Annotated in this window: 22 protein-coding genes; 19 read left to right on the plus strand and 3 right to left on the minus strand. The window is 67.5% G+C overall.

All coding sequences use genetic code 11. The features are described from left to right. Positions 1 to 47: 47 nt before the first annotated feature. Positions 48 to 1232, minus strand: a complete 1185-nt coding sequence (locus AC1DEL_RS23840; protein ID WP_092298524.1) for a porin — start codon at positions 1230 to 1232, stop codon at positions 48 to 50. A 400-nt stretch (positions 1233 to 1632) separates the two neighbouring features. Here AC1DEL_RS23840 and coq7 point away from each other — a divergent pair, with 400 nt between their 5' ends. From coq7 to ftsA, 15 genes are all read left to right on the plus strand, one after another. After that, on the plus strand, positions 1633 to 2256 hold the full coding sequence (gene coq7 / locus AC1DEL_RS23845) for a 2-polyprenyl-3-methyl-6-methoxy-1,4-benzoquinone monooxygenase (RefSeq protein ID WP_092298526.1): 624 nt from the start codon (positions 1633 to 1635) through the stop codon (positions 2254 to 2256). A 449-nt stretch (positions 2257 to 2705) separates the two neighbouring features. Beyond that, positions 2706 to 3134 (plus strand): division/cell wall cluster transcriptional repressor MraZ, encoded by a 429-nt coding sequence (mraZ, locus tag AC1DEL_RS23850; RefSeq protein ID WP_092298529.1) that lies wholly within the window; start codon positions 2706 to 2708, stop codon positions 3132 to 3134. 7 nt (positions 3135 to 3141) lie between these two features. Next, entirely contained in the window at positions 3142 to 4122 is a 981-nt protein-coding gene (rsmH, locus tag AC1DEL_RS23855) for a 16S rRNA (cytosine(1402)-N(4))-methyltransferase RsmH (protein WP_092298532.1), read from the plus strand. Continuing rightward, positions 4119 to 4451, plus strand: coding sequence for a cell division protein FtsL (gene ftsL, locus AC1DEL_RS23860; RefSeq protein WP_092298535.1), 333 nt, complete (start codon positions 4119 to 4121; stop codon positions 4449 to 4451). The genes rsmH and ftsL overlap by 4 nt, the downstream gene beginning before the upstream one ends. Then, positions 4448 to 6265 (plus strand): peptidoglycan D,D-transpeptidase FtsI family protein, encoded by a 1818-nt coding sequence (locus AC1DEL_RS23865; protein WP_092298538.1) that lies wholly within the window; start codon positions 4448 to 4450, stop codon positions 6263 to 6265. Before ftsL ends, AC1DEL_RS23865 begins: the two co-directional genes overlap by 4 nt. Further along, positions 6262 to 7809: a UDP-N-acetylmuramoyl-L-alanyl-D-glutamate--2,6-diaminopimelate ligase gene (locus tag AC1DEL_RS23870; RefSeq protein WP_477126293.1), complete on the plus strand. Its 1548-nt coding sequence runs from the start codon at positions 6262 to 6264 to the stop codon at positions 7807 to 7809. The genes AC1DEL_RS23865 and AC1DEL_RS23870 overlap by 4 nt, the downstream gene beginning before the upstream one ends. Then, positions 7806 to 9206, plus strand: a complete 1401-nt coding sequence (locus AC1DEL_RS23875; RefSeq protein WP_477126288.1) for a UDP-N-acetylmuramoyl-tripeptide--D-alanyl-D-alanine ligase — start codon at positions 7806 to 7808, stop codon at positions 9204 to 9206. The genes AC1DEL_RS23870 and AC1DEL_RS23875 overlap by 4 nt, the downstream gene beginning before the upstream one ends. 13 nt (positions 9207 to 9219) lie before the next feature. Continuing rightward, entirely contained in the window at positions 9220 to 10389 is a 1170-nt protein-coding gene (gene mraY / locus AC1DEL_RS23880) for a phospho-N-acetylmuramoyl-pentapeptide-transferase (RefSeq protein ID WP_092298544.1), read from the plus strand. A gap of 38 nt (positions 10390 to 10427) precedes the next feature. Beyond that, on the plus strand, positions 10428 to 11969 hold the full coding sequence (murD, locus tag AC1DEL_RS23885) for a UDP-N-acetylmuramoyl-L-alanine--D-glutamate ligase (protein ID WP_477159195.1): 1542 nt from the start codon (positions 10428 to 10430) through the stop codon (positions 11967 to 11969). Further along, the gene (ftsW, locus tag AC1DEL_RS23890) at positions 11966 to 13207 is read left to right on the plus strand and encodes a putative lipid II flippase FtsW (RefSeq protein WP_092298550.1); all 1242 of its coding nucleotides are present in this window, start codon (positions 11966 to 11968) and stop codon (positions 13205 to 13207) included. The genes murD and ftsW overlap by 4 nt, the downstream gene beginning before the upstream one ends. Continuing rightward, positions 13204 to 14274: an undecaprenyldiphospho-muramoylpentapeptide beta-N-acetylglucosaminyltransferase gene (gene murG, locus AC1DEL_RS23895; protein WP_441592197.1), complete on the plus strand. Its 1071-nt coding sequence runs from the start codon at positions 13204 to 13206 to the stop codon at positions 14272 to 14274. Before ftsW ends, murG begins: the two co-directional genes overlap by 4 nt. Before the next feature lie 13 nt (positions 14275 to 14287). Continuing rightward, positions 14288 to 15721, plus strand: coding sequence for a UDP-N-acetylmuramate--L-alanine ligase (murC, locus tag AC1DEL_RS23900; protein ID WP_092298556.1), 1434 nt, complete (start codon positions 14288 to 14290; stop codon positions 15719 to 15721). Then, positions 15718 to 16698: a D-alanine--D-alanine ligase gene (locus AC1DEL_RS23905; RefSeq protein WP_477108888.1), complete on the plus strand. Its 981-nt coding sequence runs from the start codon at positions 15718 to 15720 to the stop codon at positions 16696 to 16698. The genes murC and AC1DEL_RS23905 overlap by 4 nt, the downstream gene beginning before the upstream one ends. Before the next feature lie 41 nt (positions 16699 to 16739). Next, complete coding sequence (locus AC1DEL_RS23910) at positions 16740 to 17639, plus strand: cell division protein FtsQ/DivIB (protein WP_092298562.1); 900 nt, start codon at positions 16740 to 16742, stop codon at positions 17637 to 17639. Continuing rightward, complete coding sequence (ftsA, locus tag AC1DEL_RS23915; protein WP_092298565.1) at positions 17636 to 18868, plus strand: cell division protein FtsA; 1233 nt, start codon at positions 17636 to 17638, stop codon at positions 18866 to 18868. The genes AC1DEL_RS23910 and ftsA overlap by 4 nt, the downstream gene beginning before the upstream one ends. Before the next feature lie 50 nt (positions 18869 to 18918). Here ftsA and AC1DEL_RS23920 read toward each other — a convergent pair whose 3' ends face one another. Beyond that, positions 18919 to 19074: a hypothetical protein gene (locus tag AC1DEL_RS23920; protein ID WP_177219980.1), complete on the minus strand. Its 156-nt coding sequence runs from the start codon at positions 19072 to 19074 to the stop codon at positions 18919 to 18921. On the opposite strand from AC1DEL_RS23920, the gene ftsZ reads away from it, so the two are divergent. The 3 genes from ftsZ (at position 19061) to lpxC (ending at position 22205) form a co-directional block, all read left to right on the plus strand. Then, entirely contained in the window at positions 19061 to 20251 is a 1191-nt protein-coding gene (gene ftsZ, locus AC1DEL_RS23925) for a cell division protein FtsZ (RefSeq protein WP_477159196.1), read from the plus strand. The two genes, AC1DEL_RS23920 and ftsZ, sit on opposite strands and share 14 nt — an antisense overlap. Before the next feature lie 361 nt (positions 20252 to 20612). Beyond that, the gene (locus AC1DEL_RS23930; RefSeq protein ID WP_092298571.1) at positions 20613 to 21119 is read left to right on the plus strand and encodes a peroxiredoxin; all 507 of its coding nucleotides are present in this window, start codon (positions 20613 to 20615) and stop codon (positions 21117 to 21119) included. A 168-nt stretch (positions 21120 to 21287) separates the two neighbouring features. Next, positions 21288 to 22205, plus strand: a complete 918-nt coding sequence (gene lpxC, locus AC1DEL_RS23935; protein ID WP_092298574.1) for a UDP-3-O-acyl-N-acetylglucosamine deacetylase — start codon at positions 21288 to 21290, stop codon at positions 22203 to 22205. A 68-nt stretch (positions 22206 to 22273) separates the two neighbouring features. On the opposite strand, the gene AC1DEL_RS23940 is transcribed toward lpxC, so the two are convergent. Continuing rightward, the gene (locus tag AC1DEL_RS23940) at positions 22274 to 22783 is read right to left on the minus strand and encodes a DciA family protein (protein WP_092298577.1); all 510 of its coding nucleotides are present in this window, start codon (positions 22781 to 22783) and stop codon (positions 22274 to 22276) included. A gap of 105 nt (positions 22784 to 22888) precedes the next feature. Between AC1DEL_RS23940 and AC1DEL_RS23945 the strand changes: the two genes are divergently transcribed. Further along, positions 22889 to 23836 (plus strand): M23 family metallopeptidase, encoded by a 948-nt coding sequence (locus AC1DEL_RS23945; protein ID WP_092298580.1) that lies wholly within the window; start codon positions 22889 to 22891, stop codon positions 23834 to 23836. Positions 23837 to 23848 lie beyond the last annotated feature (12 nt).

The raw sequence follows: 23848 nt of genomic DNA on the forward strand, positions 1-23848 counted from the left end.
AAAAAGGCGCCCGCAGGCGCCTTTCCTCCCCAATCAGATGCTTCAGGTCAGAACTTGTGGCGGATACCCAGTGCCACGCCGATCTGGCTGTTCTTGCCCTGTTGCATGAAGTAGCCGTTGGCGAAGCTCACGGCCGAGGTATCGAAGTTCAGGCCCGAGTTCTTGGCGTAGCCGGCCGTCAGGTAGACGTCGGTGCGCTTCGAGAAGTTGTAGTCGGCGACGAAGCTGACCTGCCACGGGTTGGCCGGGTTGTCCTGGACGAATGCCGACGAGGCGCGCAGCGTCTTCAGATCGTCGTAGAAGTACGCAAGCGTCAGACCCAGCGGGGCAGTGACCTGGTAGTTCAGGCCAGCCCAGAAGTAGTCGTCGCGCTGGAGCGTGTTGCCGGCGTTGTCCTCGATCATGCCGTAGCGGTAGCCCACCATCGCCTTGAACGGGCCGAATGTGTAGCTGCCGGCCGTGCCGATCTTGCGCGACTTGCCCGCCGAGCCGATCGTGGTGGCCGGACGCCATTCGTCATAGGCCACCGTCAGGCCGAACGGGCCCGAGAGGTACAGCAGGCCGGCGCCGCCGCCCGCGTTGTTGTTGAAGTTGCCGGGGGCTTCGCCAGCCCCTGCGTTGGCCAGCGGCACGGGGCCGATGGCGGCCACGCCGGTGCCGAAGCTCCAGTGCGCTTCAGCGGTGACCGGGCCGAGCACGGCGGTGTACTTGACCGTGTTGTCCGAACGGAAGTTGGTACCCAGCTGGGCCACCACCGGTTCGTAGATCGTGGCGTAGCCGGTCGGCGAGAAGTTCGCGAACATGTCGAACATCGTCGTGTACTGGCGGCCGAAGGTCAGACGGCCGAGCTTGTCGCTCTGCATACCCACGTAGGCTTGACGACCGAACAGGCGGCCGCCTTGCTGCGAGCGGCCATCGTCGAGGCCAAAACCGGATTCCAGCACGAACAGCGCCTTCAGGCCGCCACCGAGGTCTTCGGTGCCACGCAGGCCCCAACGCGAGCCGGACAGGCCGCCGCCGGTCTGCAGGCCGACGCGGCTGCCGCCACCGGGCAGTGACGGCGGGCGGCCATTCGGGCCCCACGTCGCCGGATTGGTATTGAAGCCCGGTGCCAGGTGGTTGTTATATTCGATCGGCACGTCCACGACGCCGTACAGCGTCACGCTCGTCTGGGCGTTTGCCGCGCTGGCAAACGCGCCCATCGCGGCAAGCGCGATTAGCGACTTTTTCATGCTGGGTTATCTCCACTTAAGAATTATTAGATGAAGCGCCGAAGAACCTCCTGAGCCCTCTCTCCACTCTTCTGCGCTTAACTTCCATGGAAGCTGTCGGTCACTCTAGCAAAAGCGCGCATTTTGTTGACCCTGAGGTAAACGTCTTGTCTTGTTTTCACAACTCAGGGTTTCTGGGTACGGAAAACCAGTCCAGGCGCAGCGTTCCGGGCTGCTCGCGGCTTGCCGCCGGGGGCGTGCGGATGGGCGCCGGGTACAATGCGGGGAAATCCCGAGGCGCTGCCGGCCCCGGCCTCCCCCGTTGGTGGGGGATCGGATCGGCCGCGTGAAATGCCGCTCAAACGGGTGCTTGAAGCTTGACGCATCACTGATTGACCGAAATCGACAAGACATCGCAGACATGGATACGCTGATCCGAGAATTCGACGTGGCGCTGCGCGCCATCGCGGGCGCGACCCGGGCCGGCCGGCCGAACCCGGCTGACCGCCTGGCGCCGGAGACGGATGAACTGAGCGCGGATGCACGCCGCCATGTGGCCGGGCTGATGCGCATCAACCATGTCGGCGAGGTCTGCGCCCAGGCGCTGTACCAGGCGCAGAAGATCACGGCGCGCACCGCGCCGGTGCGGGCGCAGATGGATGCCGCCGCGCGCGAGGAGGAAGACCACCTCGCCTGGTGTGCCGAGCGACTGCGCGAACTCGGCTCGCGGCCGAGCCTGCTGAACCCGGTCTGGTACGCGGGCGCGTTCGCCATCGGCTTCCTGGCCGGCCGCGCCGGTGACCGCGTGAGCCTGGGCTTCGTCGCCGAGACCGAGCGCCAGGTCGAGCATCACCTGACCGGCCACCTCGACCAGCTGCCGCCCGCCGATGGCCGCAGCCGCGCCATCCTCGAACAGATGCGCGACGACGAGATCCGCCACGGCGATGCCGCGCGCGACGCCGGCGGCCTGCCGCTGCCCGCCCCGGTACGCGCGCTGATGCGTGCCGCCTCGCGCGTGATGACCACCACCGCCTACCGCATCTGATTCCCACCGGCGGCCAGCCGGATCGGCTGCCCGCCCGACCTGTGGAAAAGTCCCGTGAGCCCTTGTGCAATCGGGGCTCGCGGCAAAACGTTGTATCCTTCGCGACAACGCGGAACGGAATTCGCCCAGCGTTGTCGGCAGTCCCTCCCTCGGCAGTTCTCAGGTGGTTTCTCTGCTTTGCTCCCTAAGATCTTCATTTCATTAAGGATTCACTTTCGTGGTGCGTGAAGTCAACGCGCTAAGTCTTTGTTCTGATTCAAAAAACACCGTTTTTCGCCCGATGGCGAGCCTTGACCCGCTATACCGCTTCCTCTAAAGTGGGAAATAGTGTGAGGAAGTGTATTTTTGTGTGATAAAGCGGCCTGCGTCTGCGATGATTTGAACAGACCGGACAGGATGGTTCGACCTGCCGCACGGCGCGTAAGCCGTCGGCAACCGGGGGGCATAGCTTGTTTCAGGGAGCATCGGCGCTGTCGCTCGATGCCAAGGGTCGGATGTCGATTCCGGCCAGGCACCGCGAAGCGCTGCAACAGCAGGCCGAAGGCCGGGTGACGCTGACCAAGCACCCGGATGGATGCCTGTTGCTCTTTCCCCGCCCCGAGTGGGAGACCTTCCGTAGCCGTATCGCGGCGCTGCCGATGGATGCGCACTGGTGGAAGCGGATCTTCCTGGGCAACGCCGCCGACGTGGAAATGGATGGCGCGGGCCGCGTGCTGATTGCACCGGAGCTGCGCAGTGCCGCCATGCTCGACAAGGAAGTCATGCTGCTCGGTATGGGCAGCCATTTCGAAGTCTGGGACGCCGCCACCTACGCCGCGAAGGAATCGCAGGCGATGGCACAAGGCATGCCGGACGCATTGAAGAATTTCTCTTTCTGAAGAGGTCATGAGCCCTACCGGAACGCCGGGGTCCACCACCCTGCGCCATCGCACCGTGTTGCTGGACGAGGCCGTCGAGGCGCTCGTCTGGCGGCCCGACGGCGCCTACGTGGACGGCACGTTCGGCAGGGGCGGGCACAGCCGGGCGATCCTGGCCCGGCTGGGGCCAGCCGGCACCCTCGTCGCGTTCGACAAGGATCCGGCAGCAATCGCAGAAGCGGGCACCATCGGGGATGCCCGCTTCTCCATTGAGCACGCGAGCTTTGGCGACATGGCCGGGCGGCTGGCCGACCGTGGTCCGCTGGCTGGCGTGCTGCTCGACCTGGGAATCAGCTCGCCCCAGATCGACGAGGCGGCGAGGGGGTTTTCCTTTCGTTTCGAGGGCCCGCTGGACATGCGCATGGACACCACGCGCGGCATGACTGCCGCCGAGTGGCTTGCACAGGCGGACGAGCAAGACATTGCCAGGGTGATACGAGACTATGGGGAAGAACGGTTTGCTGTACAGATTGCAAAGGCGATTGTTGCTCGCCGGAGCGAACCCGGCGATGGCGGAGCACTCGCCACTACTTCAGACCTTGCCGCGCTCGTGGCGAAAGCCGTCAAAACACGCGAGAAGGGTCAGGACCCTGCGACCCGCACCTTTCAAGCTCTACGGATTCACATCAATCAAGAGCTTGCGGACCTCGAGGCCGGGCTGAAGGCGGCTTACGAGCTGTTGCAGGTGGGGGGCCGCCTCGTGGTAATCAGTTTCCATTCGCTCGAGGACCGCATCGTCAAGCGGTTCATGCAGGCGCACGCGCGTCCGCAGCAGGACGCTGATCCCGCGCTGCGCCGCGCGCCGCTGCGCGCCGCCGACCTGCCGCAGCCTACGCTCAAGCTGCTGGGCCGCTTCAAGCCCGGCGCCGATGAGGTGGCCGAGAACCCGCGCGCCCGCTCCGCCGTGATGCGCGTGGCCGAAAAGCTGCCGGAGGCCCGCCCGGCATGAATCGCCTCACCTTCTTCCTCCTGGCTGCCCTCCTGCTCTGCGCGCTGTCCCTGGTCAGCGCGCAGCACCAGGCACGCACGCTGTTCGTGGCGCTGGAGCGCGCGCAGTCCGAGGAGAAGCAGCTCGATATCGACTGGTCGCGCCTGCAGTACCAGCAGAGCGCGCTCGGCAAGAGCGCGCGCATTGCCGATGCCGCGCGCACCCAGCTCAAGATGGCGCCGGCGCTGGCCGGCCGTACCCAATACCTGCAGGGCGTGGTGCTACCCAACACGCCGCCGGATGCCGAGCAACCGGCCGAAAAACCCGCCGCCGGGGGAGCCGCCAAATGAGCATGGCCCGCCCCTCGCTAAACCGCGCCCGCACTGGCCGCCAGGCGGCTGGTGGCGCCGCACGCCCGCGTACCGGCCAGTTCTCGGCCAGCCCGGTGCTGGGCCTGCGCCTGCCGATGTGGCGCTCCAAGCTGGTGGTGTTCCTGATGTTCGCGGCGTTCGCCGCGCTGGCCGCCCGCGCGCTGTGGATCCAGGGCCCCGGCAACCAGTTCTATGAGGCCGAGGGCAAGAAGCGCTTCCAGCGCACGCTCGAGCTGCCCGCCACGCGCGGCAAGATCCTGGACCGCAACGGGCTGGTGCTGGCCACCAGCCTGCCGGTCAAGGCGATCTGGGCTGTGCCCGAGGACGTCTCCAGCGACATCGAGCCGCAGCGCATCCGCCAGCTGGCGAAGCTGCTGGAGATGTCCGAGAAGGAACTCAAGGCCAAGCTGTCCGAGGACAAGAGCTTCGTCTACCTGAAGCGGCAGGTGCTGCCCGACGCCGCCGACAAGATCGCCGCGCTCAAGATCGAGGGCGTGCACCAGACGCGCGAGTACAAGCGGTTCTACCCGGAAGGCGAGGCGATGGCGCACATCGTCGGCTTCACCAACGTCGAGGACAAGGGCCAGGAAGGCGTGGAACTGGCGCGCGAAGGCGTGCTGGCCGGCCGCTCGGGCGCGCGCCAGGTCATCAAGGACCGGCTCGGCCGGGTGGTGGAGGACGTCGGCATCCTCAAGACCCCGCGCGACGGCGAGGACATGCAGTTGTCCATTGACGCCAAGATCCAGTACCTGGCCTACAACGAGGTCAAGGCCGTGGCCGAGCGCAGCAAGGCCAAGGCGGCCAGCGCCGTGGTGCTCGACGCCCAGACCGGCGAGGTGCTGGCGCTGGCCAACTGGCCGACCTACAACCCGAACGACCGCACCCGCCTCTCCGGCGAGCAGCTGCGCAACCGGGTGCTGACCGATACCTTCGAGCCCGGCTCGATGATGAAGCCGATCTCGATCGGGCTGGCGCTGCAGCTGGGCCGCGTCACGCCGTCCACGGTGGTGACCACCACGGGCAAGTACCAGTTCGAGGGCGCCACGATCAGCGACACCCACAACTACGGCGCGCTGACGGTGTCGGGCGTGATCCAGAAGTCGAGCAACATCGGCACGACCAAGATCGCGATGCTGATGAAGCCGCAGGAAATGTGGGATATGTATACCAGCCTCGGCCTGGGGCAGGCGCCGAAGATCGGCTTCCCGGGCGCCGTGGCCGGCCGCGTGCGGCCCTGGAAGAGCTGGCGCCCGATCGAACAGGCGACGATGTCGTACGGCTACGGCCTGTCGGTGTCGCTGTTCCAGGTGGCGCACGCCTACACGATCTTCGCCCATGACGGCGAGCTGATCCCGGTATCGATCTTCAAGACCAACGGCCCGGCGACCGGCGAGCGCATCCTCAAGCCGCAGGTGGCGCGCGACGTGCGCGGCATGCTGGAAACCGTGACCGCGCCGGGCGGCACCGCGCCCGAAGCCCAGGTGATGGGCTATCGCGTGGGCGGCAAGACCGGCACGGCATACAAGCACGTGGGCCGCGGCTACGACCGCAGCAAGTACCGCGCGTCGTTCATCGGCCTGGCGCCGATGTCCAACCCGCGCGTGATCGTGGCGGTCAGCGTGGACGAGCCGACCGTCGGCAGCCACTACGGCGGCGCGGTGGCCGGTCCGGTCTTCGCGGCGATCACCGGCGGGGCATTGCGGGCGCTGAACGTGCAGCCCGATTCGCCGATCCGCCAGCTAATGGTGACGGACAAGGTGCAGGAGAGCGAGCCATGGGCCACGACGCCATGACGGCCAAGCCGCTGCTCCCCCTCGAAGTCTCCGCCCAGGCCAGCAACGCGCTGGCCTGGCTGCGTACGCACGCACCCGCCACGGCCCGCCTCACCGGCGATACGCGCCGCCTGCAGCCCGGCGATGTGTTCTTCGCCTACGTGCTCGGTAACGAACGGCTGGCCACGGATGGCCGGCCCCATATCGACAAGGCTATCGCCGCCGGCGCGTCGGCCATCGTCTATGAAGCCGATGGCTACGCCTGGACGCATGGCGATGCCGTGCCGCATCTGGCCGTCTCCCAATTGCACGAACTGGCCGGCCCGATTGCCGTCGGCTGGCATGGCGTGGCCGCGCGCGGCCTGACCGTGACCGGCATCACCGGGACCAACGGCAAAACCTCGTGTGCGCAATGGCTGGCCCGCCTGCTGCAGGCCACTGGCACGCGTTGCGCGACCATCGGCACGCTCGGCACTGGCTTCCCCGATGCCCTGCAGGCCACCGGCTTCACCACGCCGGACGCCGTCCAGCTTCAGGCCAGCCTGGCCGACCTCCACGACGCCGGCGCGCGCGCCATCGCCATGGAGGTGTCGTCGCACGGCCTGGAACAGGGCCGCGTGGCCGGCACCGGGTTTGCCGTGGCCGTGCTGACCAACCTGACGCAGGACCACCTGGACTACCACGGCACCATGGCCGAGTACGAGGCCGCCAAGGCGAGCCTGTTCCAGTGGGAGGGCCTGCGCGCCGCCGTGATCAACCGCGATGACGCGATGGGCCGCCGCCTGCTGGCCAGCAACGCCGCCGCCGTGGCCGCGCCGCAGGTGATCGAATATGGGATCGACGGCGCCGCCGGCGCCTCGGCCGCCCGTGGCCAGTGGCTGCGCGCCACCGGCGTGCGCGCCACGGCCAGCGGCACCGCCTTCCACGTCGACGGCAGCTTCGGCAGCGCCGACGTGACCACGGCGATGATCGGCAATTTCAATGTCAGCAACCTGCTGGCCGTGCTCGGTGCCGCGCTGGCGCAGGGCGTGGCGTGGGATGCCGCGCTCGCCGCGCTGCGCAGCCTGACGCCGGTGGATGGCCGCATGGAGCTGTTCGGCGGGCAGGACGCCCCGCTGGCCGTGGTCGACTACGCCCACACGCCGGACGCGCTCGCGCAGACACTGGCCGCGCTGCGCCCGGTGGCGCAGGCCCGTCAGGGCCGGCTCTGGTGCGTATTCGGCTGCGGTGGCGACCGCGATGCCACCAAGCGCCCGCTGATGGGCGGCGTGGCCGAGCGTCTTGCCGACGACATCATCCTGACCAGCGACAACCCGCGCAGCGAAGATCCGCGCGACATCCTCGAAGCCATCGCCGACGGCATGCAGGACCGTGCCCGCGTCCGGCTGGTCGAGGATCGCGCCGCCGCCATCCTCTATGCCATCAAGCACGCGGCCACGGCCGATGTGGTGCTGGTGGCCGGCAAGGGCCACGAGGCCACGCAGGAGATCCAGGGCAAGAAGCGCCCGTTCTCCGATCGCGAGCACGTACGCCTGACGCTGGGCACGCGGGGGGTGTCGGCATGAACCAGACCACGATGACCAATTTGCAGCAAGCCGCCGGCTGGATGGCCGGCGCCCGCGTGGTGGGTGATGCCTCGCGCACGTTCACGCGCGTGCATACCGACAGCCGTACCGTGGCGCCCGGCGACCTGTTCGTCGCGCTCCAGGGCGAGCGCTTCGACGCCCATGATTTCCTGGCCGATGTGGTCGCGCGTGGCGCGGCGGCCGTGCTGGTGAGCCGCGAGACCGGCCTCGATGTGCCGGCCATCGTGGTCCCGGACACGCGCATCGGCCTGGGTAAACTCGGCGCCGGCTGGCGCCGCCAGTTCACGCTGCCCACGGTGGCCGTGACCGGCAGCAACGGCAAGACCACGGTCAAGGAAATGATCGCGGCGATCTTCGCCGCCGCCGTGGGCGAGCCGGACCGGCTGGCCACGGGGGGCAATCTGAACAACGACATCGGCCTGCCGCTGACGGTGTTGCGCCTGCGCGCGCACCACAAGCTGGCGGTGCTGGAACTCGGCATGAACCATCCGGGCGAGACGGTCTATCTGGCCGGTATCGCCCAGCCGACCGTGGCCGTCATCACCAACGCCCAGCGCGAGCACCAGGAGTTCATGGTCAGCGTGGAGGCGGTGGCGCACGAGCACGCCAGCGCGCTGGCCGCGCTGCCGGCCGATGGCGTGGCCGTGTTCCCGGTGGATGCCGAGAGCGGCGGGGCGCATGCGCAGATCTGGCGCCAGGCGGCTGCCGGACGGCGCGTGATGGCGTTCGGGACCGATGCGTCGGCCGACGTGCGCGCCACGGTGTCGCTCGATGACGGCGTGCAGGTGCTCCATGTGACCGCGCCCGGCCAGACGTTCGACCTGCGCCTGCAACTGCTGGGCGCCCATAACGTGCGCAACGCGCTGGCCGCCACGGCCTGCGCGCTGGCGGCGGGCGTGGACGTGGCCGCCATCCAGGCTGGCATCGCCGGTTTCACGGCCGTGAAGGGCCGCCTGCAGGTCAAGCACACGGCGGCCGGCACGGTCCTGATCGACGACACCTACAACGCCAATCCGGACTCCATGCGCGCCGCCATCGACGTGCTGGCCGGGTTTGCCGCGCCGCGCCTGCTGGTGCTGGGCGACATGGGCGAAGTCGGCAACCAGGGCCCGGCGTTCCATACCGAAATTGGCGACTACGCGCGCACGCGCGGCATCGAGGCGCTCTGGGCCACGGGCCAGCTGGCGACGCACGCGGTGCAGGCCTACGGGCCGGCGGGCCGCCATTTCGACAAGGCGGAAGACCTGGCGCAGGCGCTGGGCGAAGACAAGGAGGGCACGGTAGCCGGGGCATCGGCCGTGCTGGTGAAGGGATCGCGCTTCATGCGCATGGAACGGATGGTCGATGCGCTGGTCGCAACACCTTCCGCTCACTAACTGAAGACACACGATGTTATTGGCTCTGGCCCAGTGGCTGCAAAACGATTACAGCTTCCTGCGGGTCGTCAACTACCTGACTTTCCGCGCGGTGGCGGCCAACCTCACCGCGCTGGTGATCGGCCTCGGCTTCGGGCCGTGGGTAATCCGTCGCCTGACCGAACTGAAGATCGGCCAGGCCGTGCGCACGATCGGCCCGCAGACCCACCTCGTGAAGTCGGGCACGCCGACCATGGGCGGGGTGCTGGTGCTGCTCTCGATCGGCATTTCCACGCTGCTCTGGTGCGACTGGGGCAACCGCTTCATCTGGGTGGTGCTGCTGGTAACGGTGGGCTACGGCGCCATCGGCTGGGTCGATGACTACCGCAAGGTGGTGTATCGCGACCCGCGCGGCATGTCCAGCCGCGAGAAGTTCTTCTGGCAGACGCTGATCGGGCTGGTGGCGGCGGTCTACCTGGCGTTCTCGGTTTCCGAGGCCAGCAATGTGCGCGTGTGGAGCCTGTTCCTGAGCTGGATCGAGGGTGGCATGTGGGCCGATGTGCCGTACAAGACCAACCTGATCGTGCCCTTCTTCAAGGAAGTGAGCTACCCGCTGGGCGTGATGGGCTTCATCGTGCTGACCTACCTCGTGATCGTCGGCTCGAGCAACGCCGTGAACCTGACCGATGGCCTCGACGGCCTGGTGATCATGCCGGTGGTGCTGGTGGGCGGTGGCCTGGGCGTGTTTGCCTACGTGATGGGTAACACGGTCTACAGCAAGTACCTGCTGTTCCCGCACATCCCGGGCGCCGGCGAGCTGCTGATCTTCTGCTCGGCGATGGCCGGGGCGGGGCTGGCGTTCCTCTGGTTCAACGCGCATCCGGCCAAGGTGTTCATGGGCGACGTGGGCGCGCTGGCGCTGGGCGGCGCGCTCGGCACCATCGCCGTGATCGTGCGGCAGGAAATCGTGCTGTTCGTGATGGGCGGCATCTTCGTGGTGGAAACGGTGTCGGTGATGCTCCAGGTGACCTGGTTCAAGTTCACCAAGCGCCGCTACGGCGAGGGCCGGCGGCTGTTCCGCATGGCGCCGCTGCACCACCATTTCGAGCTGAGCGGCTGGAAGGAAACGCAGGTCACCGTGCGGTTCTGGATTATCACGATGCTGCTGGTGCTGATCGGGCTGTCGACGCTGAAGCTGCGTTGACCGGATCCACTCTCTAATTAGTAAGGCGGGAAATCGAAGTGTTTGGCGTGTTGCAGAAACCTCATGTGCTGGTACTGGGCCTCGGCGAGTCGGGGCTGGCCATGTCACGCTGGTGCGGCCTGAACGGCTGCCGCGTGCGTGTGGCCGACACACGCGAGGCGCCTGCCAATCTCGCCTTCCTGCAGGCCGAGTTGCCCACGGCCGAGTTCGTGGCCGGTCCGTTTGCCGCGAACGTGGATGGCCTGCTGGACGACATCGGCCTCGTGGCGATCAGCCCGGGCCTGTCGCCGCTGGAAGCGGGCACGAAGGCCGTGCTCGACGCCGCCGCCGCGCGCGGCATCCCGGTCTGGGGCGAGATCGAATTGTTCGCCCAGGCGCTCGGCTATCTGGAAGGCGTGTCCGGCTACGCGCCGCGCGTGCTGGCCATCACCGGCACGAACGGCAAGACCACCACCACGGCGCTGACCGGAAGGTTGGTCGAGCGCGCCGGCAAGACCGTGGCCGTGGCGGGCAATATCAGCCCGTCGGCGCTGGACAAGCTGTCGGCCTGCATCGCCAGCGCCACGCTGCCGGACGTCTGGGTGCTCGAACTGTCGAGCTTCCAGCTGGAAACCACCCACACGCTGGCGCCGCACGCGGCCACCGTGCTCAACATCTCGCAAGACCACCTCGACTGGCACGRCAGCATGGAAGCTTATGCCGCATCCAAGGCGCGCATCTTCGGGCCGGCCGACAAGGCGTGCGTGCAGGTGTTGAACCGCAATGACCCCATGACGATGGCCATGGCGCGCGCCGGTACGGCGCTCGTCACTTCGGGTGCGCCGCTGGTCACCTTCGGCACCGATCTGCCCGAGACGGCTGGCAGCTACGGCGTGCTGCGCGAGGGCGGCATGCCCTGGCTGGTGCTGGCCGAACCGGACACCGAGGCCGACGCCGAGCCGAAGCCGCGCCGCCGCAAGGGGGCGCAGGTCGTCGAGGAAGCCGTGCCGGTGCGCCACAAGCGCCTGATGCCGGCCGACGCGCTGCACATCCGCGGCATGCACAACGCCACCAACGCCATGGCCGCGCTGGCGCTGTGCCGTGCCATCGACCTGCCGATGAACGCGCTGCTGCACGGCCTGCGCGAGTATCGCGGCGAGCCGCACCGCGTGGAATGGGTGGCGACGATCGACGAGGTCGAGTATTTCGACGACAGCAAGGGCACCAACGTGGGCGCCACGGTGGCCGCGCTGTCCGGGCTGGACAAGCGCGTGGTCCTGATCGCCGGCGGCGAAGGCAAGGGCCAGGATTTCTCGCCGCTGGCGCAGCCGGTGGCGCAGTACGCGCGCGCCGTGGTGCTGATCGGCAAGGACGCCGGCGAGCTGCGCGCCGCGCTGGCTGACACCGGCACGCAGCTGGTGGACGCCGCCACGCTCGAGGAAGCGGTCGAGAAATCGTCCCATCTGGCCGAGAACGGCGACGTGGTGCTGCTCTCGCCGGCGTGCGCGAGCCTCGACATGTTCCGCAACTACGTGCATCGCGCCGAGGTGTTCCGTGGCGCGGTGGAAGAACTGGCCCTGTCCCGGGGGATCCTGCCATGAGCGACTCGCAGGTCAAGCGCAGCGGTTTCATCGGCGCCACCATCGGCAATGCCTGGGGTGGGCTGCGCGACGCCGTGTCCGGCGTCAAGCCCACGCGCTCCCGCATGATGGAGTACGACCAGCCGCTGCTCTGGGTGGCCATCGTGCTGCTGACGCTCGGGCTGGTGATGGTCTACTCGGCGTCCATCGCGCTGCCTGACTCGCCGCGCTACGCCAACTACCGCGAGAGCCACTTCCTGGTGCGCCACGCGTTCGCGCTGTTCATCGGGTTGTCGGCGGGGCTGGTGGCGTTCCAGATACCGGTCAAGGTCTGGGATAAATACGCGCCCAAGCTGTTCATCATCGCGCTGGTGCTGCTGGTGCTCGTGCTGGTGCCGTTCGTCGGCAAGGGCGTGAACGGCGCGCGGCGCTGGATTCCGCTCGGCGTGATGAATTTCCAGCCGTCGGAGCTGATGAAGCTGGCCGTGGTGCTGTACGCGGCCAACTACACCGTGCGCAAGCAGGAATGGATGCAGACCGTGTCCAAGGGCTTCCTGCCGATGGGCGTGGCCGTGGTGCTGGTGGGCATGCTGCTGCTGCTCGAGCCGGACATGGGCGCGTTCCTGGTGATCGCGGCCGTGGCGATGGGCATCCTGTTCCTCGGCGGCATCAACGGCAAGCTGTTCGCCGGGCTGGTCGGGGTGGCGATCGGCGCGTTCGCGCTGCTGATCACGGCCTCGCCATGGCGCCGCGAGCGGATTTTTGCCTATCTGAGCCCGTGGGAAGAGAGCAACGCGCTGGGCAAGGCGTACCAGCTCACGCACTCGCTGATCGCGTTCGGCCGGGGCGAGTGGACCGGGGTGGGCCTGGGCGGCAGCATCGAGAAGCTGCACTACCTGCCCGAAGCGCATACCGACTTCATCCTGGCCGTGATCGGCGAGGAATTCGGCTTTATCGGCGTGCTGGTGATGATCGTGCTGTTCTACTGGCTCGTGCGCCGCGCCTTCGACATCGGCCGCACGGCGCTCCAGCTCGACCGGACCTTCGCCGGGCTGGTCGCCAAGGGCATCGGCGTGTGGCTCGGCTGGCAGACCTTCATCAACATGGGCGTGAACCTGGGCCTGCTGCCGACCAAGGGGCTGACGCTGCCGCTGGTCAGCTATGGCGGCTCGGGCATCCTGATGAACTGCATCGGGCTGGCGATCGTGTTGCGGATCGACTACGAAAATCGGGTCTTGATGCGCGGAGGGAAGGTATGAGCGATCCGCGCACGCTGCTCGTGATGGCTGGCGGCACCGGGGGCCACGTGTTCCCGGGGCTGGCGGTCGCGCACGCGCTGCGCGACGCCGGCTGGCGCGTGGTCTGGCTCGGCAACCGTACCGGCATGGAAGCCACGCTGGTGCCGAAGCACGACATCCCGATGGAATTCATCCAGTTCGGCGGGCTGCGCGGCAAGGGGCTGATCACCAAGCTGCTGCTGCCGCTGAACCTGCTTCGCGCGTTCTGGCAGAGCATCGGCGCGCTACGTCGGGTGCGCCCGGACGTGGTGCTGGGCATGGGTGGCTACATCACCTTCCCGGCCGGGATGATGGCATCGCTGCTGGGCCGCCCGCTGGTGCTGCACGAGCAGAACTCGATTGCCGGCCTGACCAACAAGGTGCTGGCCAAAGTGGCCGACCGGGTGCTCTGCGCGTTCCCGGACGCGCTGCCGAACAGCGAGTGGACCGGCAACCCGGTGCGCGAGGAACTGGCGAGCCTGCCGGCGCCCGAGGCGCGCTACGACCATCGCACCGGCCCGCTGCGGGTGCTGGTGGTGGGCGGCAGCCTGGGCGCGGCGGCGCTGAACGACGTGGTGCCGAAGGCCATCGCGCTGCTGCCCGAGGGCCAGCGCCCGGTGGTGCGGCATCAGGCCGGCGCCAAGCAGATCGACACATTGCGCGCCAACTACGCCGCAGCCGGCGTGGCGGGCGACACCGTGCCGTTCATCGACGACATGGCGGCGGCCTATGCCGACGCCGATCTGGTCATCTGCCGCGCGGGCGCGATGACGGTTTCCGAAGTGGCCGCCGCCGGTGTGGCGGCCCTGTTCGTGCCGTTTCCGCACGCGGTGGACGACCACCAGACCACCAACGCGAAGTTCCTGTCGAAGCAGGGCGCCGCGTTGCTGGTGCAACAGAACGCATTGACCGCGGAGGGGCTGGCGCAGACGCTGGCCAGCCTGTCGCGGCCACAACTGAAAGACATGGCGCGCCTGGCGCGCGGCCTGGCCAAACCTGAGGCAACCCGGCGCGTCGCCGAGATTTGCCAAGAGATGGCGGGCCACTGACCTATACGAATCAATGAAGCACATCGTCAAAAACATCCACTTCGTAGGCATCGGGGGCGCCGGCATGAGCGGCATCGCCGAGGTCCTGCTGAACCTGGGCTATAAGGTCTCGGGCTCGGACGTGGGCAGCAACGCCGCCACGCGGCGGCTGGCCACGCTGGGCGCGCGCGTCTTCCATGGCCACGACGCCGGCCATGTGGAAGGCGCCAATGCCGTCGTGGTCTCGACGGCGGTCACCAATGACAACCCCGAGGTGCTGGCCGCCCGGGCGCGCCGCATCCCCGTGGTGCCGCGCGCGATCATGCTGGCCGAACTGATGCGCCTGAAGCAGGGCATCGCCATTGCCGGCACGCACGGCAAGACCACCACCACGAGCCTCGTGGCGTCGGTGCTGGCCGAGGGCGGGCTCGACCCGACCTTCGTGATCGGCGGCCGGCTGAACTCGGCCGGCGCCAACGCGCGGCTGGGCACGGGCGATTTCATCGTGGCCGAGGCGGACGAGTCGGACGCCTCGTTCCTGAACCTGTTCCCGGTGATGGAAGTCATCACCAACATCGACGCGGACCACATGGACACCTACGGGCACGATTTCGCCCGGCTCAAGCAGGCGTTCGTGGAGTTCACCCAGCGGCTGCCGTTCTACGGCATCGCGGTGCTGTGCGTCGATGACCCGAATGTGCGCGAGATCCTGCCGTTCGTCTCGAAGCCGGTGGTGCGCTACGGCTTTGCCGAAGACGCCCAGATCCGCGCGGTCAACGCCCGCCCGGTGGACGGCCAGATGCATTTCACGGTCCATCGGCAACTCAACGGCCATGCCGAGCCGCCGCTCGATGTGGTGCTGAACCTGCCCGGCCTGCACAACGTGCAGAACGCGCTGGCCGCCATCGCCATCGCCACCGAGCTGGAGGTGCCGGACGCCGCCATCGTCAAGGCGCTGCGCGAGTTCCACGGCGTGGGCCGCCGCTTCCAGCGCTATGGCGAGGTGGCCACGGCCGACGGGCAGGGCACCTTCACGCTGGTGGACGACTACGGTCACCACCCGGTGGAGATGGCCGCCACGCTGGCCGCCGCGCGCGGGGCCTTCCCGGGCCGCCGCCTTGTGCTGGCGTTCCAGCCGCACCGCTTCACGCGGACGCGCGATTGTTTCGAAGATTTCGTGAAGGTGCTCGGCACCGTGGACGCGCTGCTGCTGGCCGAGGTCTACGCCGCCGGCGAGTCGCCCATCGTGGCTGCCGACGGCCGGGCGATGACCCGCGCGCTGCGCGTGGCCAACAAGGTGGAGCCGGTCTTCGTCGAGCAGATCGAGGACATGCCGCAGGCCATCCTGACCGCCGTCCAGCCGGGCGACGTGGTCGTGACCATGGGCGCCGGCACGATCGGCACGGTGCCCGGCCAGCTCGTATCGCAACAAGTTACCCAAGTTAGTCCGGCAGGAGGCCAGGCATGAGCTTCGTCGCCCATCCCAATATCGACCCGAAATCGCTGGGCAAGGTTGGCGTGCTGCTGGGCGGCCGTTCGGCCGAACGCGAGGTGTCGCTGATGTCCGGCAACGGCGTGCTGGCGGCGCTGCGCGCGCGCGGCGTGGATGCCCACCCGTTCGACCCGGCCCTGCAACCGGTGGCCGAACTGGCTGCCGCCGGCTTCGACCGCGTCTTTATCGCGCTGCATGGCCGCTACGGCGAGGACGGCACGATTCAGGGCATGCTCGAGATGCTGGGCATTCCGTACACCGGCAGTGGCGTGCTGGCATCCGCGCTGGCCATGGACAAGCCGGCTACCAAGCGGCTCTGGATGTCCCACGGCCTGCCCACGCCGCGCTTTGCGGTGCTGCGCCCCGATACCGATTTCAACGCCGTGGTGGCGGATCTCGGCCTGCCGCTGATCGTCAAGCCGGCCCGCGAAGGGTCGTCGATCGGCCTGACCAAGGTCACGGATGCCAGCCAGATGCGCGAGGCTTTCGAGAAGGCGGCGGTGCTGGATGACGACGTGCTGGCCGAGAGTTTTATCGACGGCGCGGAGTTGACTTGCCCCATCGTGGGCGAGGGCGCGACCGCCGAAGCGCTGCCGGTCATCAAGATTGTTGCGCCCGAGTCGAACTACGACTATCAAAATAAGTACTTTACTGACGTTACCCAATATCTGTGCCCCTCGACCTTGCCTGAGGCGCTCGAGAACGAGGTGCGCGCCCTGGCCGTGGAAGCGTTCCGTGTGCTCGGCTGCCGTGGCTGGGCCCGCGCCGACGTAATGCTGACCCGCGACGGCAAGCCCTACCTGCTGGAAATGAACACGTCCCCCGGCATGACCGGCCACTCGCTGGTGCCGATGGCGGCGCGCGCGGTGGGCATCAGCTATGAGGACTTCGTGATCCAGGTGGTGGCGCAGGCCACGCTGGACCTGCATCCGAACGAGCACTGGAAGCCCTGATAACCGTAATTCGACGAAAACACAGCTCCTGAACCCGACCCATGTGGCATAACGCGCGCCTCCTCAACCTGATCGCCTCCGTGCTCTACGCACTGGTGGCGCTGATGGCGCTCGGGGCGGGCCTGCTGTGGCTGGCCCAGCGGCCGGTGTTCGCCATCACCCATGTGGAGCTGCACGCGATGGACGGCCAGGCGCTGCGCCACGTGAATGGGCCGAGCGTGCGCGCCAACGCGCTGGGCAAGCTGTCTGGCAATTTCTTTACGTTGGACCTGAACACGGCGCGTCAGGCGTTCGAATCGGTGCCCTGGGTGCGGCACGCGAGCGTCCGCCGCGAATGGCCGAACGGGCTGGCGGTGGAGGTGGAGGAGCACGAGGCGCTGGGTACCTGGGGCAGCCCGGAAAGCGGCCGGCTCCTCAATACCTATGGCGAGGTGTTCGTCGCCAACACCGCCGAGGCCGAGGAAGATGCCCAGCTGCTGGCGCTCGACGGGCCGCCGGACAGCGAGGCCGATGTGGTCGAGAAGCTGGAAGTCATGCGGCAATGGTTCAAGCCGCTGAAGGCCGAGCCCCTGTCGGTGGCGCTGTCGTCGCGCTATGCGTGGCGGACGCGGCTGTCGAACGGCATGGTGATCGAGCTGGGTCGTGAGCAGACCGATGAGGATCGGGCAGCCATGGAGGCGCGGGTCAAGCGCTTCGTGGCCGCCTGGCCGCAGGTGACCGAGCAGGTGGGCAAGCAGGTGGACTACGCCGACCTGCGCTACCCCAACGGCTTCGCGATCCGCGCGGCCAACGTCAGGTTCCTGACCGACGCCCAGGCTGCCGCGGCAGCCAAGGCGGCGGCCAAGGCCTCCGCAGGACCGGCCCCGGCAACGGTGCCGGCAGGCAATCCCAATAACAATCCGACGCGACTCAAGAGCAAGAACGCGGAGAAAACCCGATGAGCAAGGAATACAAGGACTTACTGGTCGGTCTCGACATCGGCACCTCGAAGGTGGCGGCGGTGGTCGCGGAACTGCGCCCCGACGGCAGCTACGAAGTGATCGGGATGGGCCAGTCCGAGTCCAAGGGTCTGAAGAAGGGGGTCGTGGTCAATATCGAGGCCACCGTGCAGTCGATCCAGCGCGCGCTGGAGGAGGCCGAGCTGATGGCCGACTGCAAGATCGCCGAGGTCTTCACCGGCATTGCCGGCAGCCATATCCGCAGCTTCAATTCGAGCGGGATGGTGGCCATCAAGGACAAGGAGGTCACGCAGACGGACGTGGCCCGGGTGATCGAGACCGCCAAGGCGGTCAACATCCCGACCGATCAGCAGATCCTGCACATCCTGACGCAGGAATTCATCATCGACGGCCAGGAGGACGTGCGCGAGCCCATCGGCATGAGCGGCATCCGCCTGGAGGTCAAGGTCCATATCGTCACGGGCGCGGTCAGCGCGGCGCAGAACATCGTCAAGTGCGTGCGCCGCTGCGGGCTGGAAGTGCATGACCTGATCCTGCAGCCGCTGGCGTCGAGCCTGGCCGTGCTGACGGAGGACGAGAAGGAACTGGGCGTGGTGCTGGTCGACATTGGCGGCGGCACCACGGACATCGCCATCTTCAGCGAGGGCGCGATCCGGCACACGGCCGTGATCCCGATCGCCGGGGACCAGATCACCAACGATATTGCGATGGCGCTGCGCACGCCGACGCCGGACGCCGAGGACATCAAGATCCAGTACGGCATTGCCAAGCAGGCGATTGCCGACCCGGACGACATGATCGAGGTGCCGGGCGTGGGCGACCGAGGCACGCGCACGCTGAGCCGTCAGGCGCTGGCGGCCGTGATCGAGCCGCGCATCGAGGAACTGTATTCGCTGGTGCACCAGGTGGTGCGCGAGTCCGGCTACGAGGAACTGCTGTCGTCTGGCGTGGTGATCACCGGCGGCACGGCGATGATGCCGGGCATGGTGGAGCTGGGCGAGGACATCTTCCTGAAGCCGGTGCGCGTGGGCGTGCCCGAGTATCGCGGCAACCTGCACGAGGTGGTGAAGAGCCCGCGCTACTCCACGGTGATGGGCCTGCTGCTGGAAGGCCGGGTGCAGCGCATGCGTGGCCGCAAGGTGGCCGTGCAGAGCGGCTCGGTGAAGCAGGTGTGGACGCGCATGAAGGAATGGTTTGTCGGCAACTTCTGACGCTGGACGTGGTCAGGTTGTTTTAGGGATTTTTTTAGACGTTTTACGAGTCAGCCATGCGTCGCGGTCATCGAATCGCGCGATGGCACGTTGAGCAGGTTTTCTTCTTCTATTTTGGTTTCTTGTTCAGGAACCAAGGGCTGCGGCGGGGAGGCTGCAGCGTTTGGGGACTGATTTTTCACGGAGGCAGTGATGGACTTTGACATGATCGAATCGGAGATGCAGGACGGCACCATCATCAAGGTGGTGGGTGTGGGCGGTGCGGGCGGCAACGCCGTGCAGCACATGATCAGCCGTGGCGTGCAGGGCGTGGAATTCATCTGCATGAACACCGATGCCCAGGCGCTCAAGCGCTCCACGGCGTCGCGCGTGCTGCAACTCGGTAATACGGGTCTGGGCGCCGGCGCCAAGCCGGAGGTGGGTCGCAACTGCGCCGAACAGGCGCGCGAGCAGATCGCCGATTCCCTGCGCGGTGCGCACATGGTCTTCATCACTGCCGGCATGGGCGGTGGCACCGGTACCGGCGCCGCCCCGATCGTGGCGCAGGTGGCCAAGGAAATGGGCATCCTGACCGTGGGTGTGGTCAGCAAGCCGTTCGACTTCGAAGGCGCACGTCGCGCCAAGGTGGCCGAACATGGCTCGGGCGAGCTGGAGTCGTCGGTGGACTCGCTGATCGTGGTGCTCAACGAGAAGCTGTTCGAGGTGATGGGCGACGACGCCGAGATGGACAAGTGCTTCCAGTGCGCCGACGACGTGCTGCACAACGCGGTGGCCGGCATTGCCGAGATCATCAACGTTGACGGCCTCGTGAACGTCGACTTCGAAGACGTGAAGACGGTGATGGGCGAGCAGGGCAAGGCCATGATGGGCACGGCGACCGTGTCCGGCGTGGACCGCGCCCGCCTGGCTGCCGAGCAGGCCGTCGCCAGCCCGCTGTTGGAAGGCGTGGACCTGTMCGGCGCKCGCGGCGTGCTGGTCAACATCACSGCCAGCCGCWCGCTGAAGCTGTCGGAAACCAAGGAAGTCATGAACACCATCCGCAGCTACGCCGCGGAAGATGCCACGGTGATCTTCGGTACGGTGTACGACGATTCGATGGGCGACGCACTGCGCGTGACCGTGGTGGCCACGGGCCTGGGCCGTTCGGCCAAGAAGCAGCAGCCGATGACGCTGCTGAAGACCGGCACGGACAACATCCCGATGCAGATGATGGGCGGCATGACCGCTGCCCCGGCGCATGCCTCGCCGGACTACAGCGGCCTGGATACGCCGGCCGTGTGGCGCAGCTCGCGTGAGTCGGCATCGGCTCACGTGGCGGCGCTGCAGGAAAAGGGTGTGGACACGTACGACATCCCGGCCTTCCTGCGCAAGCAGGCGGACTGAGTTGGCTACCGGCAGGGCGGCGGCTGCGGCCGTGCGCCTGGCGGGTTGCACGTGGTCTGATCCGCGAAGCCTGAGCGCTCCCTATCCGCTCGGCATTCGCCAGGACTGACGTAGCCCGTCAGCGCGCCCGGCTGCGCCGCGCCCGCGTCGGCACTGTCTCCGCCCGCATCCCGTTGCCGGGACAGGCGTGCCTTCGGCCGCCTCCCCGGACTGTTCCCGCCTTCCCGCGGCGGGATGCCTCGTCGTCCGCGCGGCGTGCCGAACCGGTGCGCCGCGCAGTCGTTTTTGTGGCCTATGATTGCAGTCAGGGTTTTCACCAGCCCGGACTTTCGTCTTTTTCGGCCTTTAGGAAATCGCCCCCATGATCAGTGTTGGCCAGCGCGTCCCCGACGCCACCCTGTACGAATTCTTCGAAACCGAGACCGGCGGTTGCGCGCTCGGACCCAATGCCTTCCCGGTGGCCGACCTGGTCAAGGGCCGCCGCATTGTCGTGTTCGGCCTGCCCGGCGCGTTCACGCCGACCTGCTCCGCCAAGCACGTGCCCGGTTTCGTCGAGCAAGCCGACCAGTTCCGGGCGGCCGGTGTGGACGAGATCTGGTGCCACGCGGTCAACGACGCCTTCGTGATGGGCGCCTGGGGCCGTGAGCAGCAGACCGGCGGCAAAGTCCGCATGATGGCCGACGGCGCTGCACAATGGGCCAAGGCCCTCGGGCTGGACCAGGACCTGAGCCAGCGCGGCCTGGGCGTGCGCGCCAAGCGCTACGCGATGGTGCTGGACGACGGCGTGGTCACCCACCTGTTCGTGGAAGCCCCTGGCGAATTCAAGGTCAGCAGCGCCGAAGCCGTTCTTGAGGCGTTGCGCGCCTGACACGGAAGGCTCGGCCGGAGTGATGTCTGACCGACTTTGGTAACACTGGTTAACAACCCGACACAAAGTGGTGCGGCGCAATACACCAAGCGGTGGTAGTATGGCGTTATTAAAATTTGTGCCCAATAGCTTTTTATAATGTGGGCCACCTAAGAGATTGAGGCTGTCATGCTCAAACAGCGCACCATCAAATCCCTGGTGAAGACGGTTGGCATCGGTTTGCACTCGGGTCGCAAAGTGACGCTGACCCTGCGACCGGCCCCCGTCGATGCAGGCATCGTATTCACCCGTGTCGATCTGCCGGAACCGGTGGAAATTCCCGTGGCCGCCAGCGCCATCGGCGACACGCGCCTGGCGTCCGTGCTCCAGAAGAACGGCGCGCGCGTCTCGACGGTGGAACACCTGATGTCGGCCTGCGCTGGCCTGGGCATCGACAATCTCTATGTCGACGTGGATGCCGAGGAAATCCCGATCATGGACGGCAGCGCCGCGTCGTTCGTGTTCCTGCTGCAGTCGGCGGGGATCGAGGAGCAGTCGGCCGCCAAGCGTTTCATCCGCGTGAAGAAGGCCGTGGAAGTGCGCGAGGGCGACAAGCTGGCCCGGCTGGAGCCGTACTTCGGCTTCAAGCTCTCGTTCACGATCGACTTCCGCCATCCGGCCGTCGACAAGACCGGCCAGGCGTTCTCGATCGATTTCGCCGACACGAGCTACGTGCGCGAGATCGCCCGGGCCCGCACCTTCGGCTTCGCCCACGAGGTAGAAGCGCTGCGCGAAATGGGCCTGGCCCGTGGCGGCAGCCTGGACAACGCCATCGTGCTGGACGAGCACCGCATGCTGAACAATGAGGAACTGCGCTACGGCGACGAGTTCGTGCGCCACAAGATCCTCGATGCGATTGGCGACCTCTACGTGGTCGGCCATCCGCTGATTGGCGCCTACGTGGCCAACAAGTCCGGCCACGGCCTGAACAACCAGCTGCTGCGCGCGCTGCTGGCGGACCAGGAAGCGTACGAAATCGTGACCTTCGACAAGCTGGAAGAAGCGCCCGCCGCCTTCCTGCCGCAGGTGCAGCCGGCGTTTGCCTGAGCACCGCGCCCCCGGCGCAAACGACAACGGCCTCCCTTGGGAGGCCGTTTCTATTTAGTACGGCGGCGTCAGCGGTTGCGATGCCGCGCCAGCAACGCCTCCACCGCTTCCTTCAGCGGCGAGGATTCCAGGCTCTGCGCCAGTTGATCCATGCTGGTCAGCCCCACCGGCGGCAGGTTGGCCGTGCGGGGCTGGCGCGTGACCGGACCGGTGTCCCAATCCCCCCGCCCGACCTCCGGTTGTACCCGTACCCGGATTGCGGTAACCTGCGAGCCCCGCTGTTGCAGCCGGGTAAGCAGGGTCGGCACCACTTGCCGCACCCGCGCAGCCGCCGCGCCATGCGCGGCCAGCAACAGCAATGTCGCTTCCGCCTGCGGGCCCCGGTTGTCATGTTTGACACCGGCCACGGCGATCCCGTCCTGCAGGCCGCGGGGCAGGAGCGACAGGACTTCCGCTTCCAGTGACGCCAGTTCGCGCGCCGTCTGCATGAGCGCCGAAACCGGCCCGGACTTGTTCAGCCAATCGTTGAGTGGCTTGGCAACCGGCGTCTGGAGAGCGTGGTGAGTGAACATGCGCATGCGCGCATTCTAGCGCGCAATCCTGGCCACCGAGAGCCGGGATGCCCCGCCCGCATGCGCGACGAGGCCGGTCGGCCTCTTTTTTGTCGGCGAAGGGGGTAGGTCATGCAAATCATCGTGCTGCATCCGCGTGCGCCGCGGGTGTTCCGTCTTCAGCTCACGCCGTTGCGCGCCGGGCTACTTGCCATCGTGCTGTGCCTGCTCGTTGCCGCCGCATCTTCCGCTATCACCTGGTATGTCGCCCGTGCCCAGCCGGGCGCCGAGGCCTCCGGGCAGGCGCGCGACAACGCCTACCTGCGCGCCAACCTCGCCGTGCTGGCTGCCCGCGTCGGCGAACTCCAGGCCCAGATGGTCCGGCTCGATGCGCTCGGCGAGCGCGTGTCCGGCCTGGCCGGCATCGCGCCGCAGGACTTCGACTTCCGCCATCGCCCGGCCCGGGGCGGCCCCGCCGCGGTCGAGCGATCCACCGCGCTGACCCTGCCCGACCTGCGCGACGAACTGGCCCGGCTCGGCAAGCAGGCCGACCATCGCGTCGATTTCTTCGATGTGATCGAAGGGGCACTCATCGACCGCCAACTGCGCGAGCGCCGCACGCCGAGCGTGATGCCGGTGGCGGTGGGCTACGATGGCTCGAGCTTCGGCGCCCGCATCGATCCGTTCTCGGGCCGGCGCACCCGGCACGACGGTGTGGATTTCGTCGCCCCGATTGGTACGCCGATCGTCGCGGCGGCCGGCGGGGTGGTCGTGGCGGCCGAATGGCACCCCGAGTACGGCAACATGATCGACATCGACCATGGTAACGGGCTCAAGACCCGCTATGCGCATGCGTCGAAGTCGCTGGTGAAGGTGGGCGATCTGGTCCGCGCGGGGCAGGAAGTGGCGCGCGTGGGCAGCACGGGCCGGTCCACCGGCGCGCACCTGCACTTCGAGGTTCACGTCAACGGCGTGCCGCGTAACCCGATCGGGTTCCTGACCGCCGCCGCGCCGAACCCGGCCCCGGCACCGGCCATTGCCACGGCGCCCGTGCCGACCGATCGCACTGCCATCCGCTAACTGCGCGGAACA

It is taken from the genome of Cupriavidus sp. 10L43_2 (assembly GCF_056395265.1).

What these genes read in the sequence shown, in the direction of transcription:
- AC1DEL_RS23840 (WP_092298524.1), bottom strand. Translation starts at nt 1,232, where the DNA reads ATGAAAAAGTCGCTAATCGCGCTTGCCGCGATGGGCGCGTTTGCCAGC.
- coq7 (WP_092298526.1), top strand. Translation starts at nt 1,633, where the DNA reads ATGGATACGCTGATCCGAGAATTCGACGTGGCGCTGCGCGCCATCGCG.
- rsmH (WP_092298532.1), top strand. Translation starts at nt 3,142, where the DNA reads ATGAGCCCTACCGGAACGCCGGGGTCCACCACCCTGCGCCATCGCACC.
- ftsL (WP_092298535.1), top strand. Translation starts at nt 4,119, where the DNA reads ATGAATCGCCTCACCTTCTTCCTCCTGGCTGCCCTCCTGCTCTGCGCG.
- AC1DEL_RS23865 (WP_092298538.1), top strand. Translation starts at nt 4,448, where the DNA reads ATGAGCATGGCCCGCCCCTCGCTAAACCGCGCCCGCACTGGCCGCCAG.
- AC1DEL_RS23870 (WP_477126293.1), top strand. Translation starts at nt 6,262, where the DNA reads ATGACGGCCAAGCCGCTGCTCCCCCTCGAAGTCTCCGCCCAGGCCAGC.
- AC1DEL_RS23875 (WP_477126288.1), top strand. Translation starts at nt 7,806, where the DNA reads ATGAACCAGACCACGATGACCAATTTGCAGCAAGCCGCCGGCTGGATG.
- mraY (WP_092298544.1), top strand. Translation starts at nt 9,220, where the DNA reads ATGTTATTGGCTCTGGCCCAGTGGCTGCAAAACGATTACAGCTTCCTG.
- ftsW (WP_092298550.1), top strand. Translation starts at nt 11,966, where the DNA reads ATGAGCGACTCGCAGGTCAAGCGCAGCGGTTTCATCGGCGCCACCATC.
- murG (WP_441592197.1), top strand. Translation starts at nt 13,204, where the DNA reads ATGAGCGATCCGCGCACGCTGCTCGTGATGGCTGGCGGCACCGGGGGC.
- murC (WP_092298556.1), top strand. Translation starts at nt 14,288, where the DNA reads ATGAAGCACATCGTCAAAAACATCCACTTCGTAGGCATCGGGGGCGCC.
- AC1DEL_RS23905 (WP_477108888.1), top strand. Translation starts at nt 15,718, where the DNA reads ATGAGCTTCGTCGCCCATCCCAATATCGACCCGAAATCGCTGGGCAAG.
- AC1DEL_RS23910 (WP_092298562.1), top strand. Translation starts at nt 16,740, where the DNA reads ATGTGGCATAACGCGCGCCTCCTCAACCTGATCGCCTCCGTGCTCTAC.
- ftsA (WP_092298565.1), top strand. Translation starts at nt 17,636, where the DNA reads ATGAGCAAGGAATACAAGGACTTACTGGTCGGTCTCGACATCGGCACC.
- AC1DEL_RS23920 (WP_177219980.1), bottom strand. Translation starts at nt 19,074, where the DNA reads ATGTCAAAGTCCATCACTGCCTCCGTGAAAAATCAGTCCCCAAACGCT.
- AC1DEL_RS23930 (WP_092298571.1), top strand. Translation starts at nt 20,613, where the DNA reads ATGATCAGTGTTGGCCAGCGCGTCCCCGACGCCACCCTGTACGAATTC.
- lpxC (WP_092298574.1), top strand. Translation starts at nt 21,288, where the DNA reads ATGCTCAAACAGCGCACCATCAAATCCCTGGTGAAGACGGTTGGCATC.
- AC1DEL_RS23940 (WP_092298577.1), bottom strand. Translation starts at nt 22,783, where the DNA reads ATGCGCATGTTCACTCACCACGCTCTCCAGACGCCGGTTGCCAAGCCA.
- AC1DEL_RS23945 (WP_092298580.1), top strand. Translation starts at nt 22,889, where the DNA reads ATGCAAATCATCGTGCTGCATCCGCGTGCGCCGCGGGTGTTCCGTCTT.